Source organism: Lonsdalea quercina (assembly GCF_900107885.1).
In the GTDB taxonomy this organism is placed as follows: Bacteria; Pseudomonadota; Gammaproteobacteria; order Enterobacterales; family Enterobacteriaceae; genus Lonsdalea; species Lonsdalea quercina.
On record NZ_FNQS01000010.1, the window covers coordinates 75,340 to 93,679 of the forward strand.

Sequence of the window (18,340 nt, forward strand, 5' to 3'; positions counted from 1 at the left end):
ATGTTACTTTTTGCGCAATCACAGGTGGCGGTGTCATGCCGTTTTCGTCCACGTGTGCACTCCTACCCAAGGACATAATGATGAAAACATCAATCTTTAATAGTTTGTATTTTCAAGTGATTGTGGCAATTACCATCGGGGTTCTACTGGGGCATTTTTATCCATCTATCGGCGAGCAAATGAAACCGTTTGGTGATGGTTTCGTTAAATTAATTAAGATGATCATCGCACCGGTGATCTTCTGTACGGTCGTGACGGGCATCGCCGGCATGGAAAGTATGAAAGCGGTGGGCCGGACCGGCGCCGTCGCCCTGCTGTACTTCGAAGTGGTGAGTACGATCGCGCTGCTTATTGGGCTGGTCGTCGTCAATCTGATGCAGCCGGGCGCGGGGATGAACGTCGATCCCGCCACGCTGGATGCGTCTCTGGTCTCCAACTACGCCAGTCAGGCGGCGGAGCAAGGCGTCATCCCGTTCCTGCTGGACATCATTCCCGCCAGCGTGATCGGCGCGTTCGCCAGCGGCAATATCTTGCAAGTGCTGCTGTTCGCGGTGATGTTCGGCTTTGCGCTGCACCGTTTAGGCGCGAAAGGGAAAATTGTTTTTGATGTGATCGAAAGCTTTTCCAAAGTCATTTTCGGCATCATCAACATGATCATGCGCCTGGCGCCGTTGGGAGCGTTTGGGGCGATGGCGTTTACTATCGGCAAATACGGCGTCGGCTCGCTGGTGCAGCTGGGACAGCTGCTGGTGTGCTTCTACGTGACCTGTCTGCTGTTCGTGATTCTGGTGCTGGGATCCATTGCCCGCGCCACCGGCTTCAGCATCTTCAAGTTCATTCGGTACATTAAGGAATCACTGCTGATTGTTCTGGGGACGTCTTCCTCCGAGTCGGTCCTCCCACGCATGCTGGAGAAAATGGAGAAGGCGGGCTGTAAGAAGTCGGTCGTGGGGCTGGTGATCCCGACCGGATATTCCTTCAATCTCGACGGCACCTCCATCTACCTGACGATGGCGGCGGTGTTTATTGCGCAGGCTACCAACAGCCACATGGATATCTGGCATCAGATCACGTTGCTGGTGGTGTTGCTGTTGTCCTCGAAAGGGGCGGCGGGCGTCACCGGCAGCGGATTCATCGTGCTGGCCGCCACCATCTCCGCCGTAGGCCATCTGCCGCTTGCCGGGTTGGCGCTGATTCTTGGGATCGACCGCTTTATGTCGGAAGCCCGCGCGCTGACTAATCTTGTCGGTAACGGCGTCGCGACAATCTTCGTCGCCAAGTGGGTCGGCCAGTTGGATGAAAAGCAGCTGAATGAGGCGCTGGATAACAACAAACCCTCTAAACCGGCGCCCTCTTCCCCGCCTGTTTCCTGACGTTCCCGCCTTTCCGCCAACGGCCCACAGCGAATATCAACGCTGTGGGCCGCTGTTTATCGGATGAGTCCAAATTCAGCATTTTCCACTTTTTTCGGTATATTTCGCCTGACTAAGTGACATCGACGAAAGCGCGCGGTCCAAGCGAATGGTACACTGCGCCTCTGTTTTTTGAGAGGTGAGTACACCGTGTGGTGACCGCAAAACCGTCACCGTAATCCATAAAATGCACGTCTTCAGAGAGTGATGAAAAAGCAGGGGTTCACATGCAGGGAACCAAAGTCAGCCTTTTATTCGGTGGCGTTTTACTGGCGGTTTTCGGCCGTTTTGCACTGGCGGAAGAGCTACAGCCCGATCCCGCCTGGCAGCAGGGTAAGCTGGATAACGGCTTTAGCTGGCAGCTTCTGACCACCCCTCAGCGTCCCAACGACCACCTCGAACTCCGTCTGGTGGTGAATACGGGATCGTTGAGCGAAAACACACAGCAAACTGGATTTTCTCACGTCATTCCCCGCCTGGCGATGATGCCTAATGCATCGTTTACGCCGGGCCAACTGGCGGCATTATGGGCATCTTCTCCCAACGATGATCGGCCGTCGCCAGTCGTCGTCTCCTACGACTTCACCTCCTATAATTTGAGCCTGCCGAATAATCGACCGGAGCTGTTGAAAGACGCGCTGAGTTGGCTGGCGGAAACCGCAGGTGGTCTGTCAATCGACGACCAAATCATCGGTACGACACTGCAAAAGGGAGACGGCGTCGCCACGTTGCCGCCGAATCCGCACGATCCCGTCTGGCGCTACCGCCTTCAAAACTCCATTCTGTTGGCGCACAATCCGGGGCAGCCGGTCAAAACGCCGCTCACGGCTGAACCATTGCTGGCCTTCTACAAAGCGTGGTATACCCCGGATGCGATGACGCTGTATGTCGTGGGGAACGTCGACTCCCGCGCCATCGTCGAGCAGATCAGGAAGGTTTTTTCGCCGTTGGAGGGCAAACGCGCGACGCCGGCGCCGCTGCCGGTATTGTCTGCGTTGCCTGTGGAACCGGCCCGACTGATCGGCGTTACGGGCAGACCGGACTCCATCGCGCTGGTCTGGGATACGGTCTGGCAGCCGATTCGGGATTCAAACGCGCTCGCGCGCTATTGGCAGCGCGATCTGGCGCGGGAGGCGATGTTCCAGCGCGTAGAGCAGGCGCTGGAGAGAAGCGCGCTGAAAGAGGCCAAATTGCGTTTCGACTGCAATGTCTTATATGGACGCGCGCAGTGCTCTCTACATATGGACAACCTGAACGGCGAACAGCTGGTCGAGGGCGTGACGCTGGTGGGCAAAGCGCTCAGCGCCTTGCAGGATGATGGCCTGACACAGGCGGAATTTGATGCGCTGGTGGCGCGTAAAAACGAAGAGCTGGACAAGCTTTTCGCCACCTATGCCCGCACCGGCACGCAGATTTTGATGGAGCAGCGGCTGCGCTCGCAGCGAAGCGGCGTGGTGGATATCGCGCCGGAACAGTATCAGCAGCTGCGTAAACATTACCTCTCCGCGGTGACGCTGGGATCCCTCAATCAGGCGCTGCGCCTGCAACTGGCGCAAAATGCGACGCTAGTGCTGCAACAGCCGCCGGGCGAACCCGAGGCCAACCTGAAAGAGTTGCAAGATAGGTATAACGAGTTGATGAAACCGGCGGAGAGCGTCGCGCCTGCGGCGGATGAAACGGCGCCCGCTTCGCCGTAGGTTGAGTGAGCCGGAGGCAGGCACGCGCCGCTTTTAGGGGGTTGTCGCCCCGGCGTTATTTATCATCACTCGATCGAGGGGGGAAACACAGACCGCAGCGCGGTCTGTCATCAGAAGGGATTGGCGTCCGGCGTGTCACCGCCGGTTCCCGCGGGGTCAGGACGACTTGCGCCGTTCGATGATGCTCTGTCCGCCGACGCCCATGTTCTCTGGCTCGACCTCATCAATCATCACGATGATTTTGGCCGGGTCCTTTCCCAGCGCTGTCTCCAGCACCTGCGTGATGCCATTAATGACCTGCGCCTTTTGCTCGGCGGTGGTGTCCTCTTTGAGGATGCGAACGGTAACAACCGGCATACATTTCTCCTGTCGGGGTAACGTAAACGGCGGCCGAGCCGCCGACTGTTAGGAAGCCGCAACCGGCGGTTCGGCTGTGTCCTCGGATATATGATGATGTCTGGGTTTAGCGGTGGCGATCCACGCGGCGCAAAAGAGCGTCAGCTGGGCGAAGAAGTAGAAAAAGGTCATCAGGCCGATCACCGAGCCAAAGGCTGCGCCAGAAGGCGAAGACGCCAGTTTGGGCAGCACGACGGTCATAATAAATTTCAAGATTTCGAAACCGACCGCGGCCAGCAAGGTTCCGCGTAACAGCGCCTTACGATTGGGTTTCCGTCGGGGAAGAACGCCTAATATCCACAGAAATAACAAATAGTTGGCGAAGATTGAAATCGACAGCGCGATCAGCGTCATGGCGGGCCGCAACCACTCGATCCCCTCCAGTCCCAGCGCGATGACAATTCTGTTTTGCGCGGTCCCGGCGACGGAAGTCAGGAATAACGTGAACGCCAAGGCGATCAATAGTCCCAGCAGCGACAGAAAATCCCACAGGTATTGAAAATAGATTTTCTCTTCATCGTGCGGATTGCGTTCCCACTTTGCGCGGAACTGCGCGCGGATGGCGTTTCTCAGGTTACCTATCCAATTCACCCCGGAGTACAGCGCGATCAGCAAACCGGTCAAACCCACGGTGGTACGCTGCTGTATCGCCGTATTTACCGTATTTTTCAGCGTATTAGCGAGGTTAGGATCGCTGATGCTATTGACGATGCGGCTGATCAGCTCCGTGAGCAAATCGGGATTTGAAGCCAACACGAACCCGACCGTGGCGAAAGAGACCATCAGAATGGGGATCAGCGACAGAAAGGAGAAGTAGGTGATGGCGGCCCCGAACTGGCTGCCCATGCGGTCATTGAACCGTTCGACGGCGCGAATAAAGTGCGCGACGTAAGGCAGAGACTGAATCCATTTGCTCCAGCGGGTCAGCCGGGCGATAGGGTTTTTCTCCGCCGGGGACGCTGCGTCCTCTTTGGAAGGGATAGGGGCCGGTGTATTGTCAGGGGGCCGTTTAGGTGTTACGGACATGTAATAAAACCTCTTACGCGCAGTTATCCATCCGATTGATTATAACCGAGATACTCTCAATAACAGTTCTACGCGGGCTTCCGTCAGGAATAGACGGGCAAATAGGGCGTCATGGTCGTGGTTGCAAAGGCCGTTCAGGACCTCGTTAACGCCCTGAACGGTAAATATCAGCTCAGTTTCAGCGTGCGGAGAATATTTTCCGCCTCGGTTTGCGCCTGCTGCTGATTTTCTGCGGGGAGTGTGATTTGCAGCGTCATCAAATGGTCGCCGACGATGCCCAGGACGACGGAGGAGTAAGCTTTCTGACCGCTACTGGAGATGATGCTGTCTAATTGCTGCAGCTTGTGGCCGTCGACATCAATGGTTTTATTGGTGACGACCTGCAGATTGGCGTCGCGGGTACGCTGCTGGTCTTCCAGACGCTGGCTCAGCACCGGCAGATCTTCAGTGGTGCTGTCGCCCAAGATAACGATGACCGCTTTTTGTCCGCTTTTGTTGGCGTACACGTGCATGTTATTGGCCTGGTTGCCCAGTTTTCCGCTCTGGTCCCTCAGGTCTGCGGGCAGTGTGAACGTCAGTTTGCCGGAGAGCAAAGAGATCGTCTGGCTACTCTGAGCCTGTGCGGCCGCATCCGTGGCGGAAGACGTCTCATCGTTTTTGCCATCGCAGGCGGCCAGCGTGGCGGCCAGCAAGCCGATTCCGATAAATTTTACAACTTTCGACATAGCAGCTCTTTCCTTAACCAGAAAACATAATGCTGCTATGCGAACCGATTCAGGCAGTAAAAACAAGCGTTTTGTTGTCACAAAGCCTGTCTGTCGGCCCCTTTCGGGGCAATCTGGTGTTATGCCGTCTGCGGCGTCCTGCCGCTCAAACGCTTCAGTAGCATGTTTAGCATGATGCCGTACATCGGCAGGAATAGTATCCCGCAAATCAGGATCTTGAAGGTGTAATCCACCAGCGCGATTTCGACCCAGTGAGCGGACATAAACGGGTCCGGGCTGCGATAGAACGCGATAAAGAAGAATGCCAACGTGTCGCAGAGGTTGCCCAGCACCGTGGAGGCCGAGGGCGCGACCCACCAGGCGCTGAGCTGTCGCAGGCGATTAAAGACGTGTACGTCCAAAATTTGTCCCAGCACGTAAGCCATAAAGCTAGCGCAGGCGATGCGGGCGACCACGATATTGACCTGACTCAGTGAGGCAAAGCCCTGCCAGGTGCCGTCGTAAAACAGCGCGGAGACCAGATAGGAGATCGCCAATGCCGGGATCATTACCAGCAGAATAATGCGTCGCGCCAGTGGCGCGCCGAAAATCCGCACCGTCAGGTCCGTCGCCAGAAAAATAAATGGGAAAGTGAAGGCGCCCCAGGTGGTGTGAAAACCGAACACGGAAACGGGGAGCTGCACTAAGTAGTTACTGGAGGTGATGATCAGAATGTGGAATAGCGTAAGCCAGCACAATGCTGTCAGCCGCTGCTGCGGCGTAAATCCAAACATGTTGCGACCTTTTTGGTTTATGGGGTGAGGGAACCCAGTGATAACGTCCTGCTTCGCGCGGACGTCAATAAAACGGCATCATACCTATTTCTGTTTTCTTTGAACATGGGGGGGTAACGCGGCTTGCACCCTGATATTCGCAGCGTAAACTAAGGCCGCTATCCAACGATAATCCCTTTTGAGACTCGCTATGACCGATACTTTTGCTCAGGCCGACCGCACTCTTGACGTGCTGGGACTGCGCTGCCCGGAACCCGTGATGCTGGTGCGCAAGACGGTGCGTGACATGGCTGCGGGAGAGACGCTGCTGATTATTGCGGATGACCCCGCGACGACGCGTGATATCCCTGGATTCTGCCTATTTATGGAGCACGAGCTGTTGGGTCAGGCGACGGAAGCATTGCCCTACCGTTATCTCCTGCGCAAAGCGGGCAAATAACCCGCGTCTCCCCGCTTCGTGCTCAGCCATAAATAGAACGAACGATCAGGAAATGGCCTCCGAAATAGCAGATGGCCAAAATCACTTGATGCGCCGGGAATTTAAAGCGGAAGTGATAAATCAGCCAGGACGCATGCCCGATGAAGAGCAGGGCCGCACCGACCAGCAGCGACAGGTTGTCGTCGGTGCTCGCTGCAAAGTAGGGACCGCCCGCAACCCACACCATGACGGCGGTCATGGCGATGAATGCGCAGACCGGCAGACGCAGCGTATCCAGTCGGGTCCACAGCATCGCGACCAGCAGCGCCGACACGATGGCGAGCAGCAGTGGCAGTGGCCAGAACAAATTCAGCGTCATCTGGGTGGACAGGAAACTGATGGTGTAGAGCAGGTGCGCCGCGAAGTAAGCGCCGATGGCGTACAACATTCGCTGCGCGGGCAGCAGCAATAGGGTATCGCCGGCGATGGTCGCCAGCAGACCCAGAACAATCAGGTAGGCCGGGACGTTCAGCATCGGCGCCTGCCAGGCCAGCGCGATCAGCAAGAGTAAGGTAAGAGGCTTGAACAGCCAGCGTTGCCAGGTGGGACCACGATAGCTGGCGTCGACGTAAAGCCAGCCGGAAAAAAGAACGGCAATAAATGACCAAAGCATAGAACGTCCTCAAAGGTGGGAAATTCAGACGGCCAGCAGCAGGGGCGCGACGGGGCGAAATTCGGCTTCTGGTATGCATCTGCACAATGATTGTTCTTTCAGTGTAGGTGATCGACCCTCAGCCGGACAACGCAGGATGGCGGATGCGGGTATTATAGAGGCATCATGCTAAGGTAGCGCCGGATAGGTGGCAGTAGTCTTGATTAATCGCTCAAGAAGGAGAATGTTGTTGAATGAGTAATGAATCCGCACTCTACCGCATTCAATTTATGAACAATGGCAAAAATTATCAGCTTTATGTGCGAGAGTTGGTGCAGAGCGCGCTGTTTGGCTTCATCGAAATCGCGGACTTTGTGTTTGAAAGCCCGTCGGAGCTGCTGGTCGATCCGAGTACAGAAAAGCTGAAGACCGAATTTGCCGGTGTCGACCGCAGCTATATTCCGCTGCAGGCGGTGATTCGCATCGATTCGGTGAAGGAGCGGGAGCGCGGCAGCTCACGGATTGCCGAACTCGGCGACAATGTGACCCATTTCCCTTATCTGCCCGGCAAGAAGCCCTAATTTTTGTTCCAAGGCATCCGCATCGTATGAGCGGATGCCCTGCGCCTAGCGCATGTTCCGCTTGCTGTCCTGCGGCTGATTACGCTGCCACGCCATCAGCTCGAATACCCCGAACAGGAAGATCTTCAGTTGCGTCATCCCGCTGATGGGCGGGGCGTCCTTCGGCTGACTGGCCTTCAGCAGCAGATATTGCATGCCGTGCATCAGTATCATGAACACCATCGCCACCGTCATGAAGATATTCAACGGCCGCGGAAAGGGCTGAATCAGGTTCATGATCAGAAAGGCCCACACGCCCAGCATCACTAATCGTCCGAGATTAATCCAAATAACCATAATGTCCTCTGAGGTTGCCGGTCTGTCAGCCGCGCGCGTAAAGCCGGTAGGCGACCTGGCCTGCGACTTTTTCGCGGTGCAGCTGCCAGTTGGCCGGAAGGTTCAGGGTGCGGTTTTCCGCCTCTGTTTCAATATAGATCCAGGCGTCATCCGCCAGCCAACCTTGTGTTTCCAGCAGGTTGACCGTGTTGTCCAACAATCCCTGTCGAAACGGTGGATCGAGAAAGACCACGTCAAAGGCCTCTCCTGGCTGAGCCAGCCACTGCAGCGCATCAGTATGGATCACGCTGGCGTTTTCCGCCCGCAGCAGCGAGAGATTTTGGCTGAGCTGACGAGCAATGCCGCGTTCAGCCTCCAGCAGCGTGGCGTGAGCGGCATACCGCGACAGTGCTTCCAGCGCTAATGCGCCGCTGCCTGCAAAGCAGTCCAGACAGCGAGCCTGCTGGATGACCGGCGCCAGCCAATTAAAGAGTGTTTCCCTCACGCGATCGGTAGTGGGGCGCAGGCCGGGGCTGTGCGGAACGGGAAGTTTTCTTCCGCGCCATTGGCCGCCGATGATTCGAATTTGTCCGGGTGCGGATGTCGCGTGTTGTTTTGCCATAGCCTGCCATTCACTGAGGTTCGTTACCGGGTGCAACCGTATAGGGTTGAAAGTAGCGCTATTCTAACGGGGCAGGGCCAATCGAGGAAAGGCAAAGATAGTTGCGTGTTGAACGGCATAGCCACTTGCGCCACACGTCGTTTTTCTCCTTGAATATTGAAACACTTGGTTACGCAGATTGTCTGCGTTCAGGGCCGTACGCCGCGTGTTGCTGCGGTCGGGAAAGTGTTAAACTCTGCTCTTTATCGACTTCATAGATTATTCATCATCTGAACTGGATGGCGAGGAGCGCAATTACAAGATGGCTAAAAAGAAGAAGCGCGGATTTTTTTCCTGGCTGGGATTAGGACGTCAGGAAGAAGCAAAGACTGAGCAACCGCAGACCCCACCGGAATCAGGCGAGATGGCGCACTCGGATCCGGATGCGCAGCTCGTATCTACTGAAGCCCCGGCGCCGCAAGAGGCTGAACGCCAGCCGTTAAACCCGGATGATGACGCGCCAGCGCCCGTTGAGCGTGAAGAGGCCGCCGAGGCCGGGCTGGAAGCCCCGTTGGGGGAGATGCCGGAAGAGCCGGCTGTCGTCGACAAACCTGTTAACGAGCCGGTCACCGCCACCGCTCAGGAAGCGGCGCCGCAAGCGTTCGAAGCACTGGATAGCTCGGTGCAAACCGCATCGCTGGAAGACGTCCTGTTGCAGGAAGAGGCTCTGGAAGAAGCGCGTCAAGATGTGGAAGACACGCCGGAGGACGCTGCTTCGGATCGCCAGGCGGCGTTGCAGGAGATTGACGAGCTGGAAAGTCTGGCGCCGGGGGCCTCTCCGGAAGAGATCGCGTTCCAAGCCCAATCGGAAGAAGCCCCTGAAGCCGCCGAAGCGGCCATGCGGACTCCATCACTGGTGGACGAGTCTGCGGAGACCATTGACGAAACGGCGTTAACGCCTGCGCCGATCCAGGAGCAGGAACGTCCCACCAAAGAGGGTTTCTTTAGCCGTCTCAAGCGCAGTCTGGTGAAAACCCGGCAGAATTTGGGTTCTGGATTTGTCTCATTGTTTCGCGGTAAGAAAATTGACGACGATCTGTTTGAAGAATTGGAAGAGCAACTGTTGGTTGCTGATGTGGGAATGGACACCACCCGCAAGATCATCGGCAGTCTGACGGAACACGCCAGCCGCAAACAGTTGAAAGACGCGGAAGCGCTGATGGCGCTGTTGAAAGAAGAGATGGCCGCCATCCTGGAAAAAGTGGATGAGCCGCTGAACATTGAAGGCAAAACGCCGTTCGTCATTCTGATGGTCGGCGTGAACGGCGTGGGTAAAACCACCACCATCGGCAAAATGGCCCGCCAATATCAGGCTCAGGGCAAGTCGGTGATGCTGGCCGCGGGAGATACCTTCCGCGCGGCGGCGGTGGAGCAACTGCAGGTCTGGGGTGAGCGTAACAACGTGCCGGTCGTGGCACAGCATACCGGGGCGGACTCCGCTTCCGTTATCTTTGACGCCATTCAGGCGGCGAAAGCGCGCGGCGTGGATGTACTGATTGCCGATACGGCGGGCCGTCTGCAGAACAAATCCCACCTGATGGAAGAACTGAAAAAAATTGTCCGGGTGATGAAGAAACTGGACGATCAGGCGCCGCATGAGGTGATGCTGACGCTAGACGCCAGCACCGGCCAGAATGCGGTAAGTCAGGCTAAACTGTTTAACGAGGCGGTCGGGCTGAGCGGTATCGCCCTCACCAAGCTGGACGGGACGGCAAAAGGCGGCGTGATCTTCGCCATCGCCGATCAGTTCGGTATTCCTATCCGCTATATCGGGGTAGGTGAGCGCATCGAAGATTTAAGGCCATTCAAGGCTGACGATTTTATAGAGGCACTTTTTGCCCGTGAGGACTAATACGGATGATTCGTTTCGAGCAGGTCAGTAAGGCGTATCGCGGCGGTCGCCAGGCGTTGCAAGGCGTTGATTTTCACGTCCGACCCGCGGAGATGGTTTTTCTGACCGGCCACTCCGGCGCCGGAAAGAGCACCTTACTGAAGTTGATTTGCGGGATAGAACGGCCGAGCGCGGGACAGATTCTGTTCGGCGGTCATGACATCAGCCGCTTGAAGAAAAGCGAGATCCCGTTCCTGCGTCGTCAGGTCGGCATGATTTTCCAGGATCACCATCTGCTGATGGACCGCTCCGTGTATGAAAACGTGGCGATGCCGCTCATCATCGCCGGTGCGTCGATGGAAGACATCCGCCGTCGCGTGTCGGCGGCGTTGGATAAGGTGGGGCTGCTGGACAAAGCGCGCAGCTATCCTATTCAGCTCTCCGGTGGGGAACAGCAGCGGGTGGGCATTGCCCGTGCGGTGGTGAACAAACCCGTGGTGCTGTTGGCCGATGAACCGACCGGCAACCTCGACGACGAATTGTCCGAAGACATCCTGCGCCTGTTTGAAGAGTTTAACCGTGTGGGCGTCACGGTGCTGATGGCAACCCATGATACGGGGCTGATCGCCAGCCGCCGTTACCGGGTTTTGACGCTGTCTCAAGGTCATATGCTGGGAGATAACGTCAATGGCTAATCATCAGGTCCGCAGAAAAGAGAAACAGAAACGCCCCGTCAGCAAGGCCCGTGCGCTCAAGGGCGGCTGGCAGGAACAATGGCGCTACGCCTGGGGGAACACGCTGCGGGATATGCTGCGTCAGCCGCTGGCGACGCTGCTGACCATCATGGTCATCGCCATCTCCCTGACGCTGCCGAGCATCTGTTATCTGGTGTGGAAAAACGTCAGCCAGGCGGCGACGCAGTGGTATCCCACCCCGCAGTTGACGATCTATCTGGATAAGGCGCTGGACGACAAGGCGGCCGAGGGCGTCATCGCCAAAATTCAGTCGACGGACGGGGTCGACAAGGTCAACTATCTGTCGCGCAATGAGGCGATGGGCGAGTTTCGCAACTGGTCCGGCTTCGGCGGCGCGTTGGATATGCTGGAAGAAAATCCGCTGCCGGCAGTAGCGATTGTGACGCCCAAAATGACATTCCAGAGCGCGGAGACCATGACCTCGCTGCGGGATCGTATCTCGTCCATTGAGGGTGTCGATGAAGTGCGAATGGACGACAGCTGGTATTCGCGTCTGGTGGCAATGACCGGATTAGTCGGTCAAATCGCCTTCACGATTGGCGTGCTGATGATCGTGGCGGTTTTCCTGGTGATCGGTAACAGCATCCGTCTAAGCATTTTCAGCCGTAGAGATACTATCAACGTCATGAAGCTGATTGGTGCGACCGACGGCTTCATACTGCGGCCGTTCCTGAACGGTGGGGCGATGCTGGGCCTGTGCGGCGCCGTGCTGTCGCTGATCCTGTCTCAGGCATTGGTGTGGAAGCTCTCCGCGGCGACGGCGCAGGTTGCCGCCGTCTTCGGGACGACATTCGCGGTGAAAGGGATGGGCTGGGATGAAGGACTGCTGTTGCTGTTGGTTGCCGCGATGATCGGCTGGCTGGCTGCGTGGCTGGCGACGGTCCAACATTTACGCCGCTTTACACCGGAGTAAGGGTTTTCTGATATACTCTTTCCTTGCAAAAAGGATGAAATAGTCAAGGGAAGAGTATGAAAAAATCCCTCCCGAAAACGCATTTTATTCCTGATTTATCTTGTTGCGCTGCCATCTTGATATGTAAAAAAAGATGGATAAAATTGTGTGAACTTGTGAGGTAAATCACGCTCTAATAGTGAGCGAATTCTAGATTTGAACGTTGATGTGGGTTAGACATTGTTCGTAATGTTCGACGACATACAACAAACCATGAGAGGGTTGAATGACCAAAGATATGCAAACTTTCACCTTAGTTCCCCAGGGCAGTCTGGAAGGGTATATTCGTGCCGCCAATGCCTATCCGATGCTGACGGCGGAGGAAGAGCGGGCGCTGGCTGAACGGCTGCATTTCGAGGGAGACCTGGAGGCTGCCAAGCAGCTGATCCTGTCACACCTGCGCTTTGTCGTTCACGTAGCCCGCAACTACTCCGGCTATGGTCTGCCGCAGGCGGATTTGATTCAGGAAGGCAACATCGGCCTCATGAAGGCCGTGCGTCGGTTCAACCCTGACGTCGGCGTGCGCCTGGTCTCTTTTGCTGTCCACTGGATCAAGGCGGAAATCCACGAATACGTGCTCCGCAACTGGCGAATCGTCAAAGTGGCCACGACCAAGGCTCAGCGCAAACTGTTTTTTAACCTGCGTAAAACCAAGCAGCGTCTGGGCTGGTTTAATCAGGACGAAGTTGAGCTGGTCGCGCGTGAACTGGGCGTCACCAGTAAAGACGTACTTGAGATGGAATCCCGCATGGCGGCGCAGGACATGACTTTTGATCCGACGCCCGATGATGATGCGCAGTTGGGGCACGGCATGGCCCCTATGCTGTACCTGCAGGACAAAACGTCTGACTTTGCCGATGGCATTGAGGAAGACAACTGGGAAAGCCATGCGGCCGATAAACTGGCTCATGCGATGGAAGGTCTGGACGAGCGTAGCCAGCACATCATCCGCGCCCGTTGGCTGGACGACGATAATAAGTCTACTCTGCAGGAACTGGCCGATCGCTATGGCGTATCCGCTGAACGCGTACGTCAGTTGGAAAAGAACGCCATGAAAAAGCTGCGTACGGCGATAGAAGCCTAACGCGGTCAATAATGGAATACTGCCGAAATCAACGGCCGGGCTTGCCCCGGCCGTTGCTGTTTTCGGACGAAAACAACGCAGAGAGAAACGGCGCGGTCTGCTTTATGGCCGGCTGTATTTCCAGCCGCCGGATACCGGATCAAACCCGCAGGAACGCATAAACGCGTCCATCACACTTTCGCTGACCATGGCATGGTCGGCTGCATCCAGCCACCACTCCCTGATATGCGGCAGCGCTCGCAGCACTTCTCCCACGAGATATTTCCCCACTCCTCGCCGACGCGTAACGTCCCTTACTTGCAGGTCGCAGAGTTTGGCGCTGTCCTCTTTAATTTCAACAATCACAGCCCCTAGCAGGCGATCGTTGAAGCGTGCCGCGAACAGCTGGTGATCGGGAGTCAGGCTATGGGCCAACTGAGTAAAGTTTTGATGCGGCCACAGCGGGGTTAAGTCCAGCTTGTCCTGGTCGGTAAAAGAAGTGAGGCATTCCACGGTCAGTTTCATGCGAGGTGCTCCGATTGATGGCGAAGAGGATTGTAGTGAGTCGTCGTCAGAAAGCTGGTGTAATTTTTTATGTACAGTTTACAGGGCGATGTTTTTCACTTTGGTCATTTTTCGAGTTATTAATTACCTTTCTATATGTCGGTTAGCATAACTGACTAGATATGAAGCAAACCCTGGGGGTTAAGACTAAAATTTTATGCTGTTTACACCGTGACTTACTGTGCGTGCAAGTTGCTATGTAGCATAAAACTCCTGTTTAATGGCATGAAAAATAAAATCTTATTGCTAACTGTTGCTAAATATTAAGCCTAACTTGTTATTACTTATAAAAAAAGCGTGAGTAGTCACGGTTGGCGCCGAAAATTATCGCAATAAATGAAAATTAGAATGGGGTAAACGGGATGAAATTAAGCACAGGCACACTGCTACTGATGGGATGTATGGCGATGACGCTGGGTCACGCTGTTAACGCCGCCGATATCAAGGTGGCCGTCGTTGGGGCCATGTCCGGCCCGGTCGCGCAGTACGGCGATATGGAGTTTAACGGCGCCCGTCAGGCTATTGCGGATATCAACGCTAAGGGCGGCGTCAACGGCAATCAGCTGGTCGGCGTGGAATATGATGACGCCTGCGATCCAAAACAGGCGGTCGCCGTCGCCAACAAAGTGATTAATGATGGTATCCGCTATGTCATCGGTCATCTATGCTCTTCCTCCACCCAGCCCGCGTCGGATATCTACGAAGATGAAGGCGTGATCATGATTACGCCGGCCGCCACTAACGCCAACCTGACAACTCGCGGCTATGAGCTGATCCTGCGTACCACCGGGCTGGACTCCGATCAGGGGCCGACCGCCGCCAAATACATTCTTGAAACCGTGAAGCCGCAGCGTATCGCTGTCGTGCATGACAAACAGCAGTATGGCGAAGGTCTGGCGCGCGCCGTTCAGGACAACCTGAAAAAGGGCAACGGCAACGTCGTCCTGTTTGAAGGTGTGACCGCCGGAGACAAAGACTTCTCTACGCTGGTGGCGCGTCTTAAGAAAGAGAACGTCGACTTCGTTTACTTCGGCGGCTACTACCCGGAGATGGGACAGATACTGCGGCAGGCGCGTCAGGCTGGCCTGAAAGCTAAGTTCATGGGACCGGAAGGCGTGGGTAACTCGTCCCTGTCCAACATCGCGGGCGACGCCTCTGAAGGTATGCTGGTGACTCTGCCGAAACGCTACGATCAGGTGCCGGCGAACCAAGCCGTCGTGGCGTCGCTGAAGGCGAAAAACCTCGACCCGTCAGGTCCGTTCGTGTGGACGACCTATGCCGCGTTGCAGTCTCTGACCACCGCCATGCAGCGTTCGGGCAGCATGGAGCCTGCCAAACTGGCCGCCGATCTGAAGGCCACGCCGGTTGAAACGGTGATGGGTCCGCTGAGCTGGGACGAAAAAGGTGACCTGAAAGGGTTTGAGTTTGGTGTATTTGAGTGGCACGCAGACGGTACTTCCTCCTCCGTGAAGTGATTGACTGGATTCGTATTACTCCCTGAATACCGTTGTCCTTCCGTCTGCCGACGGCGGGGCAATGTCAAAGGCTTAAGGTATGTCCGAGCAATTCCTCTATTTCTTTCAGCAACTGTTCAACGGCCTGACGTTGGGCAGCACCTATGCGCTGATCGCCATTGGTTACACCATGGTTTACGGCATTATCGGCATGATTAACTTCGCCCACGGCGAAGTGTATATGATCGGTAGCTATGTCTCCTTTATCGTGATCGCCGCCCTGATGATGATGGGCATCGACACTGGCTGGCTGCTGATTAGCGTCGCTTTTGTCGCGGCGGTCGTGATTGCCAGCGCCTATGGCTGGAGCATTGAACGCGTGGCCTACAAACCGGTGCGCAGCTCCAAACGCCTGATTGCGTTGATTTCCGCCATTGGGATGTCGATTTTCCTGCAAAACTACGTCAGCCTGACTCAGGGGTCGCGCGACGTTGCGCTGCCCAGCTTGATCCACGGTCAGTGGACGCTGGGTGAAAGTAACGGCTTCGCCGCCACCCTCAGCACGATGCAGTTGACCATCTGGGTGGTCACCTTCCTGACCATGCTGGCGCTGACGCTGTTTATCCGCTATTCGCGTATGGGCCGCGCCTGCCGCGCCTGCGCTGAAGATCTGAAAATGGCCAGCCTGCTGGGCATCAGCACGGACCGGGTGATCTCGCTGACGTTCGTGATCGGCTCGGCGATGGCCGCTGTCGCTGGTGTTCTGTTAGGTCAGTTCTACGGCGTCATCAACCCTTATATCGGCTTTATGGCTGGCATGAAGGCGTTTACCGCCGCCGTATTGGGCGGTATCGGCAGCATTCCCGGCGCGATGATCGGCGGCCTGATTCTGGGCATTGCGGAAGCGCTGACGTCCGCTTACCTGAGTACCGAATATAAAGACGTAGTGTCGTTCGCCCTATTGATTGTCGTGCTGCTGGTTATGCCCACCGGTATTCTGGGTCGCCCGGAGGTGGAGAAGGTATGAAACAGCATAACGTCTTTAATGCTTTCTTCTCGGCCTTCATCCTGCTGGTGTTGGCCTCATTCATGATGGGGATGCAACTGAGCCTGGACGGCACGAAGCTGGTGGTTCACGGCGCGGATAAGGTGCGTTGGTACTGGATTGCTACAGGTTGCGTCGTGGTCTTTCTGTTCCAACTGTTGCGTCCTCTGCTGGCGCGGGGCGCGCAGACGTTCTCCGGTAAGGGTCTGGTGCTGCCGAGTTTTGACGGCAGTACGCCACGGCAGAAAGGACTGGCGCTGCTGCTGATTGTCGCTGCGGTGGCCTGGCCGTTTATCGTGTCCCGCGGCACGGTCGACATCGCCACGCTGACGCTGATTTATATCATGCTGGGTCTGGGTCTGAACGTGGTGGTGGGGTTGTCCGGCCTGCTGGTCCTGGGCTACAGCGGTTTCTATGCCATCGGCGCCTACACCTACGCGCTACTGAGCAACTACTACGGGCTTGGCTTCTGGCAGTCTCTGCCGCTGGCGGGGCTGACGGCGGCGCTATCCGGCTTTCTGCTCGGTTTCCCAGTGCTCAGGCTACGCGGCGACTATCTGGCGATCGTGACGTTGGGATTCGGCGAGATTGTCCGTATTCTCCTGCTTAACAACACGGAGTGGACCGGCGGCCCGAACGGCATCAGCCAAATTCCCAAGCCAACGCTGTTCGGACTGGAGTTCAGCCGCACGCCGCGTGAGGGCGGATGGGATACGTTCCACAACTTCTTCGGACTCGCTTACGATCCCGGCGACCGCATCATCTTCCTGTATTTGGTTGCGCTACTGCTGGTGGTGCTGACGCTGTTCATCATCAACCGTCTGCTACGTATGCCGCTGGGCCGCGCCTGGGAAGCGCTGCGCGAGGATGAGATCGCCTGCCGTTCGCTGGGTCTCAGCCCGACCAAAATCAAACTGACGGCCTTTACCATCAGCGCCGCCTTCGCCGGTTTTGCCGGAACCCTGTTTGCCGCCCGTCAGGGATTTATCAGCCCTGAGTCCTTTACCTTCGCCGAGTCCGCCTTCGTGCTGGCCATCGTGGTGCTGGGCGGCATGGGGTCGCAGTTTGCGGTGATTCTGGCGGCGGTGCTGCTGGTGGTTTCCCGTGAATTAATGCGCGACCTCAACGAGTACAGCATGCTGTTGCTGGGCGCCCTGATGGTGCTGATGATGATCTGGCGTCCGCAGGGACTGTTGCCGATGAAACGACCGCAGATGAAGCTGAAGGTTGAGGATAAGGAAGGACAGGCATGAGCACGCAGCCACTATTATCGGTACGGGGCCTGATGATGCGTTTCGGCGGTCTGTTGGCCGTCAACAATGTCGAGCTGGACCTGCATGCCGGTGAAATCGTCTCGTTGATCGGCCCCAACGGCGCTGGCAAGACCACCATTTTTAACTGCCTCACCGGATTTTATCGGCCGACCGGCGGCACGATTCTGCTACGCGATCGGCATCTCGAATCGTTGCCAGGACAGCAGATCGCCCGGATGGGCGTCGTACGTACGTTCCAACATGTGCGGCTGTTCCGCGAGATGACGGTGATTGAAAACCTGCTGGTCGCTCAGCATCAGCATCTGAAAAGCGGCGTCTTCGCCGGGCTGCTGAAAACGCCTGCCTTCCGCCTTGCGGAAGCGGACGCACAGGCGCGCGCCGTCACCTGGCTTACGCGGGTGGGGCTGCGGGATCTGGCGAATCGGCAGGCCGGCAATCTGGCGTATGGTCAGCAGCGCCGCTTGGAGATCGCCCGCTGTATGGTCACGCGACCGGAACTGCTGATGCTGGACGAACCCGCTGCGGGGCTGAACCCGAAAGAAACCGATGAGCTGAACGACCTGATTCTCGATCTGCGCGATAGCCATCAGGTCTCCGTGCTGCTCATTGAACACGATATGAAGCTGGTGATGGGGATTTCAAATCGCATCTACGTGGTGAATCAGGGGACGCCGCTGGCGCAGGGCACGCCGGCAGAGATTCGTAATAACCCGGACGTGATCCGTGCCTATCTGGGTGAAGGATAA

The 18,340-nt window shown here is 56.5% G+C and carries 20 protein-coding genes; 12 read left to right on the top strand and 8 right to left on the bottom strand.

Annotated features, from left to right (window positions below; translation table 11 throughout):
* The first annotated feature begins 80 nt into the window (after positions 1-80).
* Both BLU64_RS13560 and BLU64_RS13565 read left to right on the top strand, forming a co-directional pair.
* The gene (locus BLU64_RS13560; protein WP_026743643.1) at positions 81-1,373 is read left to right on the top strand and encodes a dicarboxylate/amino acid:cation symporter; all 1,293 of its coding nucleotides are present in this window, start codon (positions 81-83) and stop codon (positions 1,371-1,373) included.
* Positions 1,374-1,639: 266 nt separating this feature from the next.
* Positions 1,640-3,109 carry a M16 family metallopeptidase gene (locus tag BLU64_RS13565; RefSeq protein WP_074729037.1) on the top strand — a complete coding sequence of 490 codons (1,470 nt, stop codon included), beginning with the start codon at positions 1,640-1,642 and terminating at the stop codon, positions 3,107-3,109.
* A 156-nt stretch (positions 3,110-3,265) separates the two neighbouring features.
* Here the strand turns inward: BLU64_RS13565 and BLU64_RS13570 are convergent, their stop codons facing one another.
* The 4 genes from BLU64_RS13570 to BLU64_RS13585 all read right to left on the bottom strand — a co-directional run bounded on the left by BLU64_RS13570 (position 3,266) and on the right by BLU64_RS13585 (position 6,029).
* Positions 3,266-3,466 (bottom strand): 2-hydroxymuconate tautomerase family protein, encoded by a 201-nt coding sequence (locus BLU64_RS13570; RefSeq protein WP_074729039.1) that lies wholly within the window; start codon positions 3,464-3,466, stop codon positions 3,266-3,268.
* Between the two features lie 48 nt (positions 3,467-3,514).
* Positions 3,515-4,531, bottom strand: a complete 1,017-nt coding sequence (gene yhjD, locus BLU64_RS13575) for an inner membrane protein YhjD (protein ID WP_051625568.1) — start codon at positions 4,529-4,531, stop codon at positions 3,515-3,517.
* A 167-nt stretch (positions 4,532-4,698) separates the two neighbouring features.
* On the bottom strand, positions 4,699-5,256 hold the full coding sequence (locus BLU64_RS13580; RefSeq protein WP_026743640.1) for a DcrB family lipoprotein: 558 nt from the start codon (positions 5,254-5,256) through the stop codon (positions 4,699-4,701).
* Between the two features lie 119 nt (positions 5,257-5,375).
* A complete protein-coding gene (locus BLU64_RS13585) occupies positions 5,376-6,029 on the bottom strand; it encodes a 7-cyano-7-deazaguanine/7-aminomethyl-7-deazaguanine transporter (RefSeq protein WP_026743639.1) in 654 nt (217 codons plus the stop codon).
* A gap of 190 nt (positions 6,030-6,219) precedes the next feature.
* On the opposite strand from BLU64_RS13585, the gene tusA reads away from it, so the two are divergent.
* On the top strand, positions 6,220-6,468 hold the full coding sequence (gene tusA / locus BLU64_RS13590) for a sulfurtransferase TusA (protein WP_026743638.1): 249 nt from the start codon (positions 6,220-6,222) through the stop codon (positions 6,466-6,468).
* Positions 6,469-6,490: 22 nt separating this feature from the next.
* Here the strand turns inward: tusA and BLU64_RS13595 are convergent, their stop codons facing one another.
* Positions 6,491-7,120: a lysoplasmalogenase gene (locus tag BLU64_RS13595; protein ID WP_074729041.1), complete on the bottom strand. Its 630-nt coding sequence runs from the start codon at positions 7,118-7,120 to the stop codon at positions 6,491-6,493.
* A gap of 233 nt (positions 7,121-7,353) precedes the next feature.
* Here BLU64_RS13595 and BLU64_RS13600 point away from each other — a divergent pair, with 233 nt between their 5' ends.
* Positions 7,354-7,680 carry a DUF1820 family protein gene (locus BLU64_RS13600; RefSeq protein ID WP_074729043.1) on the top strand — a complete coding sequence of 109 codons (327 nt, stop codon included), beginning with the start codon at positions 7,354-7,356 and terminating at the stop codon, positions 7,678-7,680.
* A gap of 45 nt (positions 7,681-7,725) precedes the next feature.
* Here BLU64_RS13600 and BLU64_RS13605 read toward each other — a convergent pair whose 3' ends face one another.
* A complete protein-coding gene (locus BLU64_RS13605; RefSeq protein ID WP_175527820.1) occupies positions 7,726-8,010 on the bottom strand; it encodes a DUF1145 family protein in 285 nt (94 codons plus the stop codon).
* A 31-nt stretch (positions 8,011-8,041) separates the two neighbouring features.
* Positions 8,042-8,617 (bottom strand): 16S rRNA (guanine(966)-N(2))-methyltransferase, encoded by a 576-nt coding sequence (gene rsmD, locus BLU64_RS13610; protein WP_026743634.1) that lies wholly within the window; start codon positions 8,615-8,617, stop codon positions 8,042-8,044.
* A gap of 301 nt (positions 8,618-8,918) precedes the next feature.
* On the opposite strand from rsmD, the gene ftsY reads away from it, so the two are divergent.
* From ftsY to rpoH, 4 genes are all read left to right on the top strand, one after another.
* Positions 8,919-10,508: a signal recognition particle-docking protein FtsY gene (gene ftsY / locus BLU64_RS13615; protein ID WP_074729045.1), complete on the top strand. Its 1,590-nt coding sequence runs from the start codon at positions 8,919-8,921 to the stop codon at positions 10,506-10,508.
* A 5-nt stretch (positions 10,509-10,513) separates the two neighbouring features.
* Positions 10,514-11,182: a cell division ATP-binding protein FtsE gene (gene ftsE, locus BLU64_RS13620; protein ID WP_027064242.1), complete on the top strand. Its 669-nt coding sequence runs from the start codon at positions 10,514-10,516 to the stop codon at positions 11,180-11,182.
* Positions 11,175-12,155, top strand: coding sequence for a permease-like cell division protein FtsX (gene ftsX / locus BLU64_RS13625; RefSeq protein WP_074729047.1), 981 nt, complete (start codon positions 11,175-11,177; stop codon positions 12,153-12,155). Before ftsE ends, ftsX begins: the two co-directional genes overlap by 8 nt.
* A gap of 265 nt (positions 12,156-12,420) precedes the next feature.
* On the top strand, positions 12,421-13,278 hold the full coding sequence (rpoH, locus tag BLU64_RS13630) for an RNA polymerase sigma factor RpoH (RefSeq protein WP_026743630.1): 858 nt from the start codon (positions 12,421-12,423) through the stop codon (positions 13,276-13,278).
* Positions 13,279-13,380: 102 nt separating this feature from the next.
* Here rpoH and panM read toward each other — a convergent pair whose 3' ends face one another.
* Positions 13,381-13,782, bottom strand: a complete 402-nt coding sequence (gene panM / locus BLU64_RS13635; RefSeq protein WP_026743629.1) for an aspartate 1-decarboxylase autocleavage activator PanM — start codon at positions 13,780-13,782, stop codon at positions 13,381-13,383.
* A 401-nt stretch (positions 13,783-14,183) separates the two neighbouring features.
* Between panM and BLU64_RS13640 the strand changes: the two genes are divergently transcribed.
* From BLU64_RS13640 to livG, 4 genes are all read left to right on the top strand, one after another.
* Positions 14,184-15,296 carry a branched-chain amino acid ABC transporter substrate-binding protein gene (locus BLU64_RS13640; RefSeq protein ID WP_074729049.1) on the top strand — a complete coding sequence of 371 codons (1,113 nt, stop codon included), beginning with the start codon at positions 14,184-14,186 and terminating at the stop codon, positions 15,294-15,296.
* A gap of 79 nt (positions 15,297-15,375) precedes the next feature.
* Positions 15,376-16,302 carry a high-affinity branched-chain amino acid ABC transporter permease LivH gene (livH, locus tag BLU64_RS13645; protein ID WP_026743627.1) on the top strand — a complete coding sequence of 309 codons (927 nt, stop codon included), beginning with the start codon at positions 15,376-15,378 and terminating at the stop codon, positions 16,300-16,302.
* The gene (locus BLU64_RS13650) at positions 16,299-17,573 is read left to right on the top strand and encodes a high-affinity branched-chain amino acid ABC transporter permease LivM (protein WP_074729051.1); all 1,275 of its coding nucleotides are present in this window, start codon (positions 16,299-16,301) and stop codon (positions 17,571-17,573) included. The genes livH and BLU64_RS13650 overlap by 4 nt, the downstream gene beginning before the upstream one ends.
* Positions 17,570-18,340, top strand: a complete 771-nt coding sequence (gene livG / locus BLU64_RS13655) for a high-affinity branched-chain amino acid ABC transporter ATP-binding protein LivG (protein WP_074729053.1) — start codon at positions 17,570-17,572, stop codon at positions 18,338-18,340. Before BLU64_RS13650 ends, livG begins: the two co-directional genes overlap by 4 nt.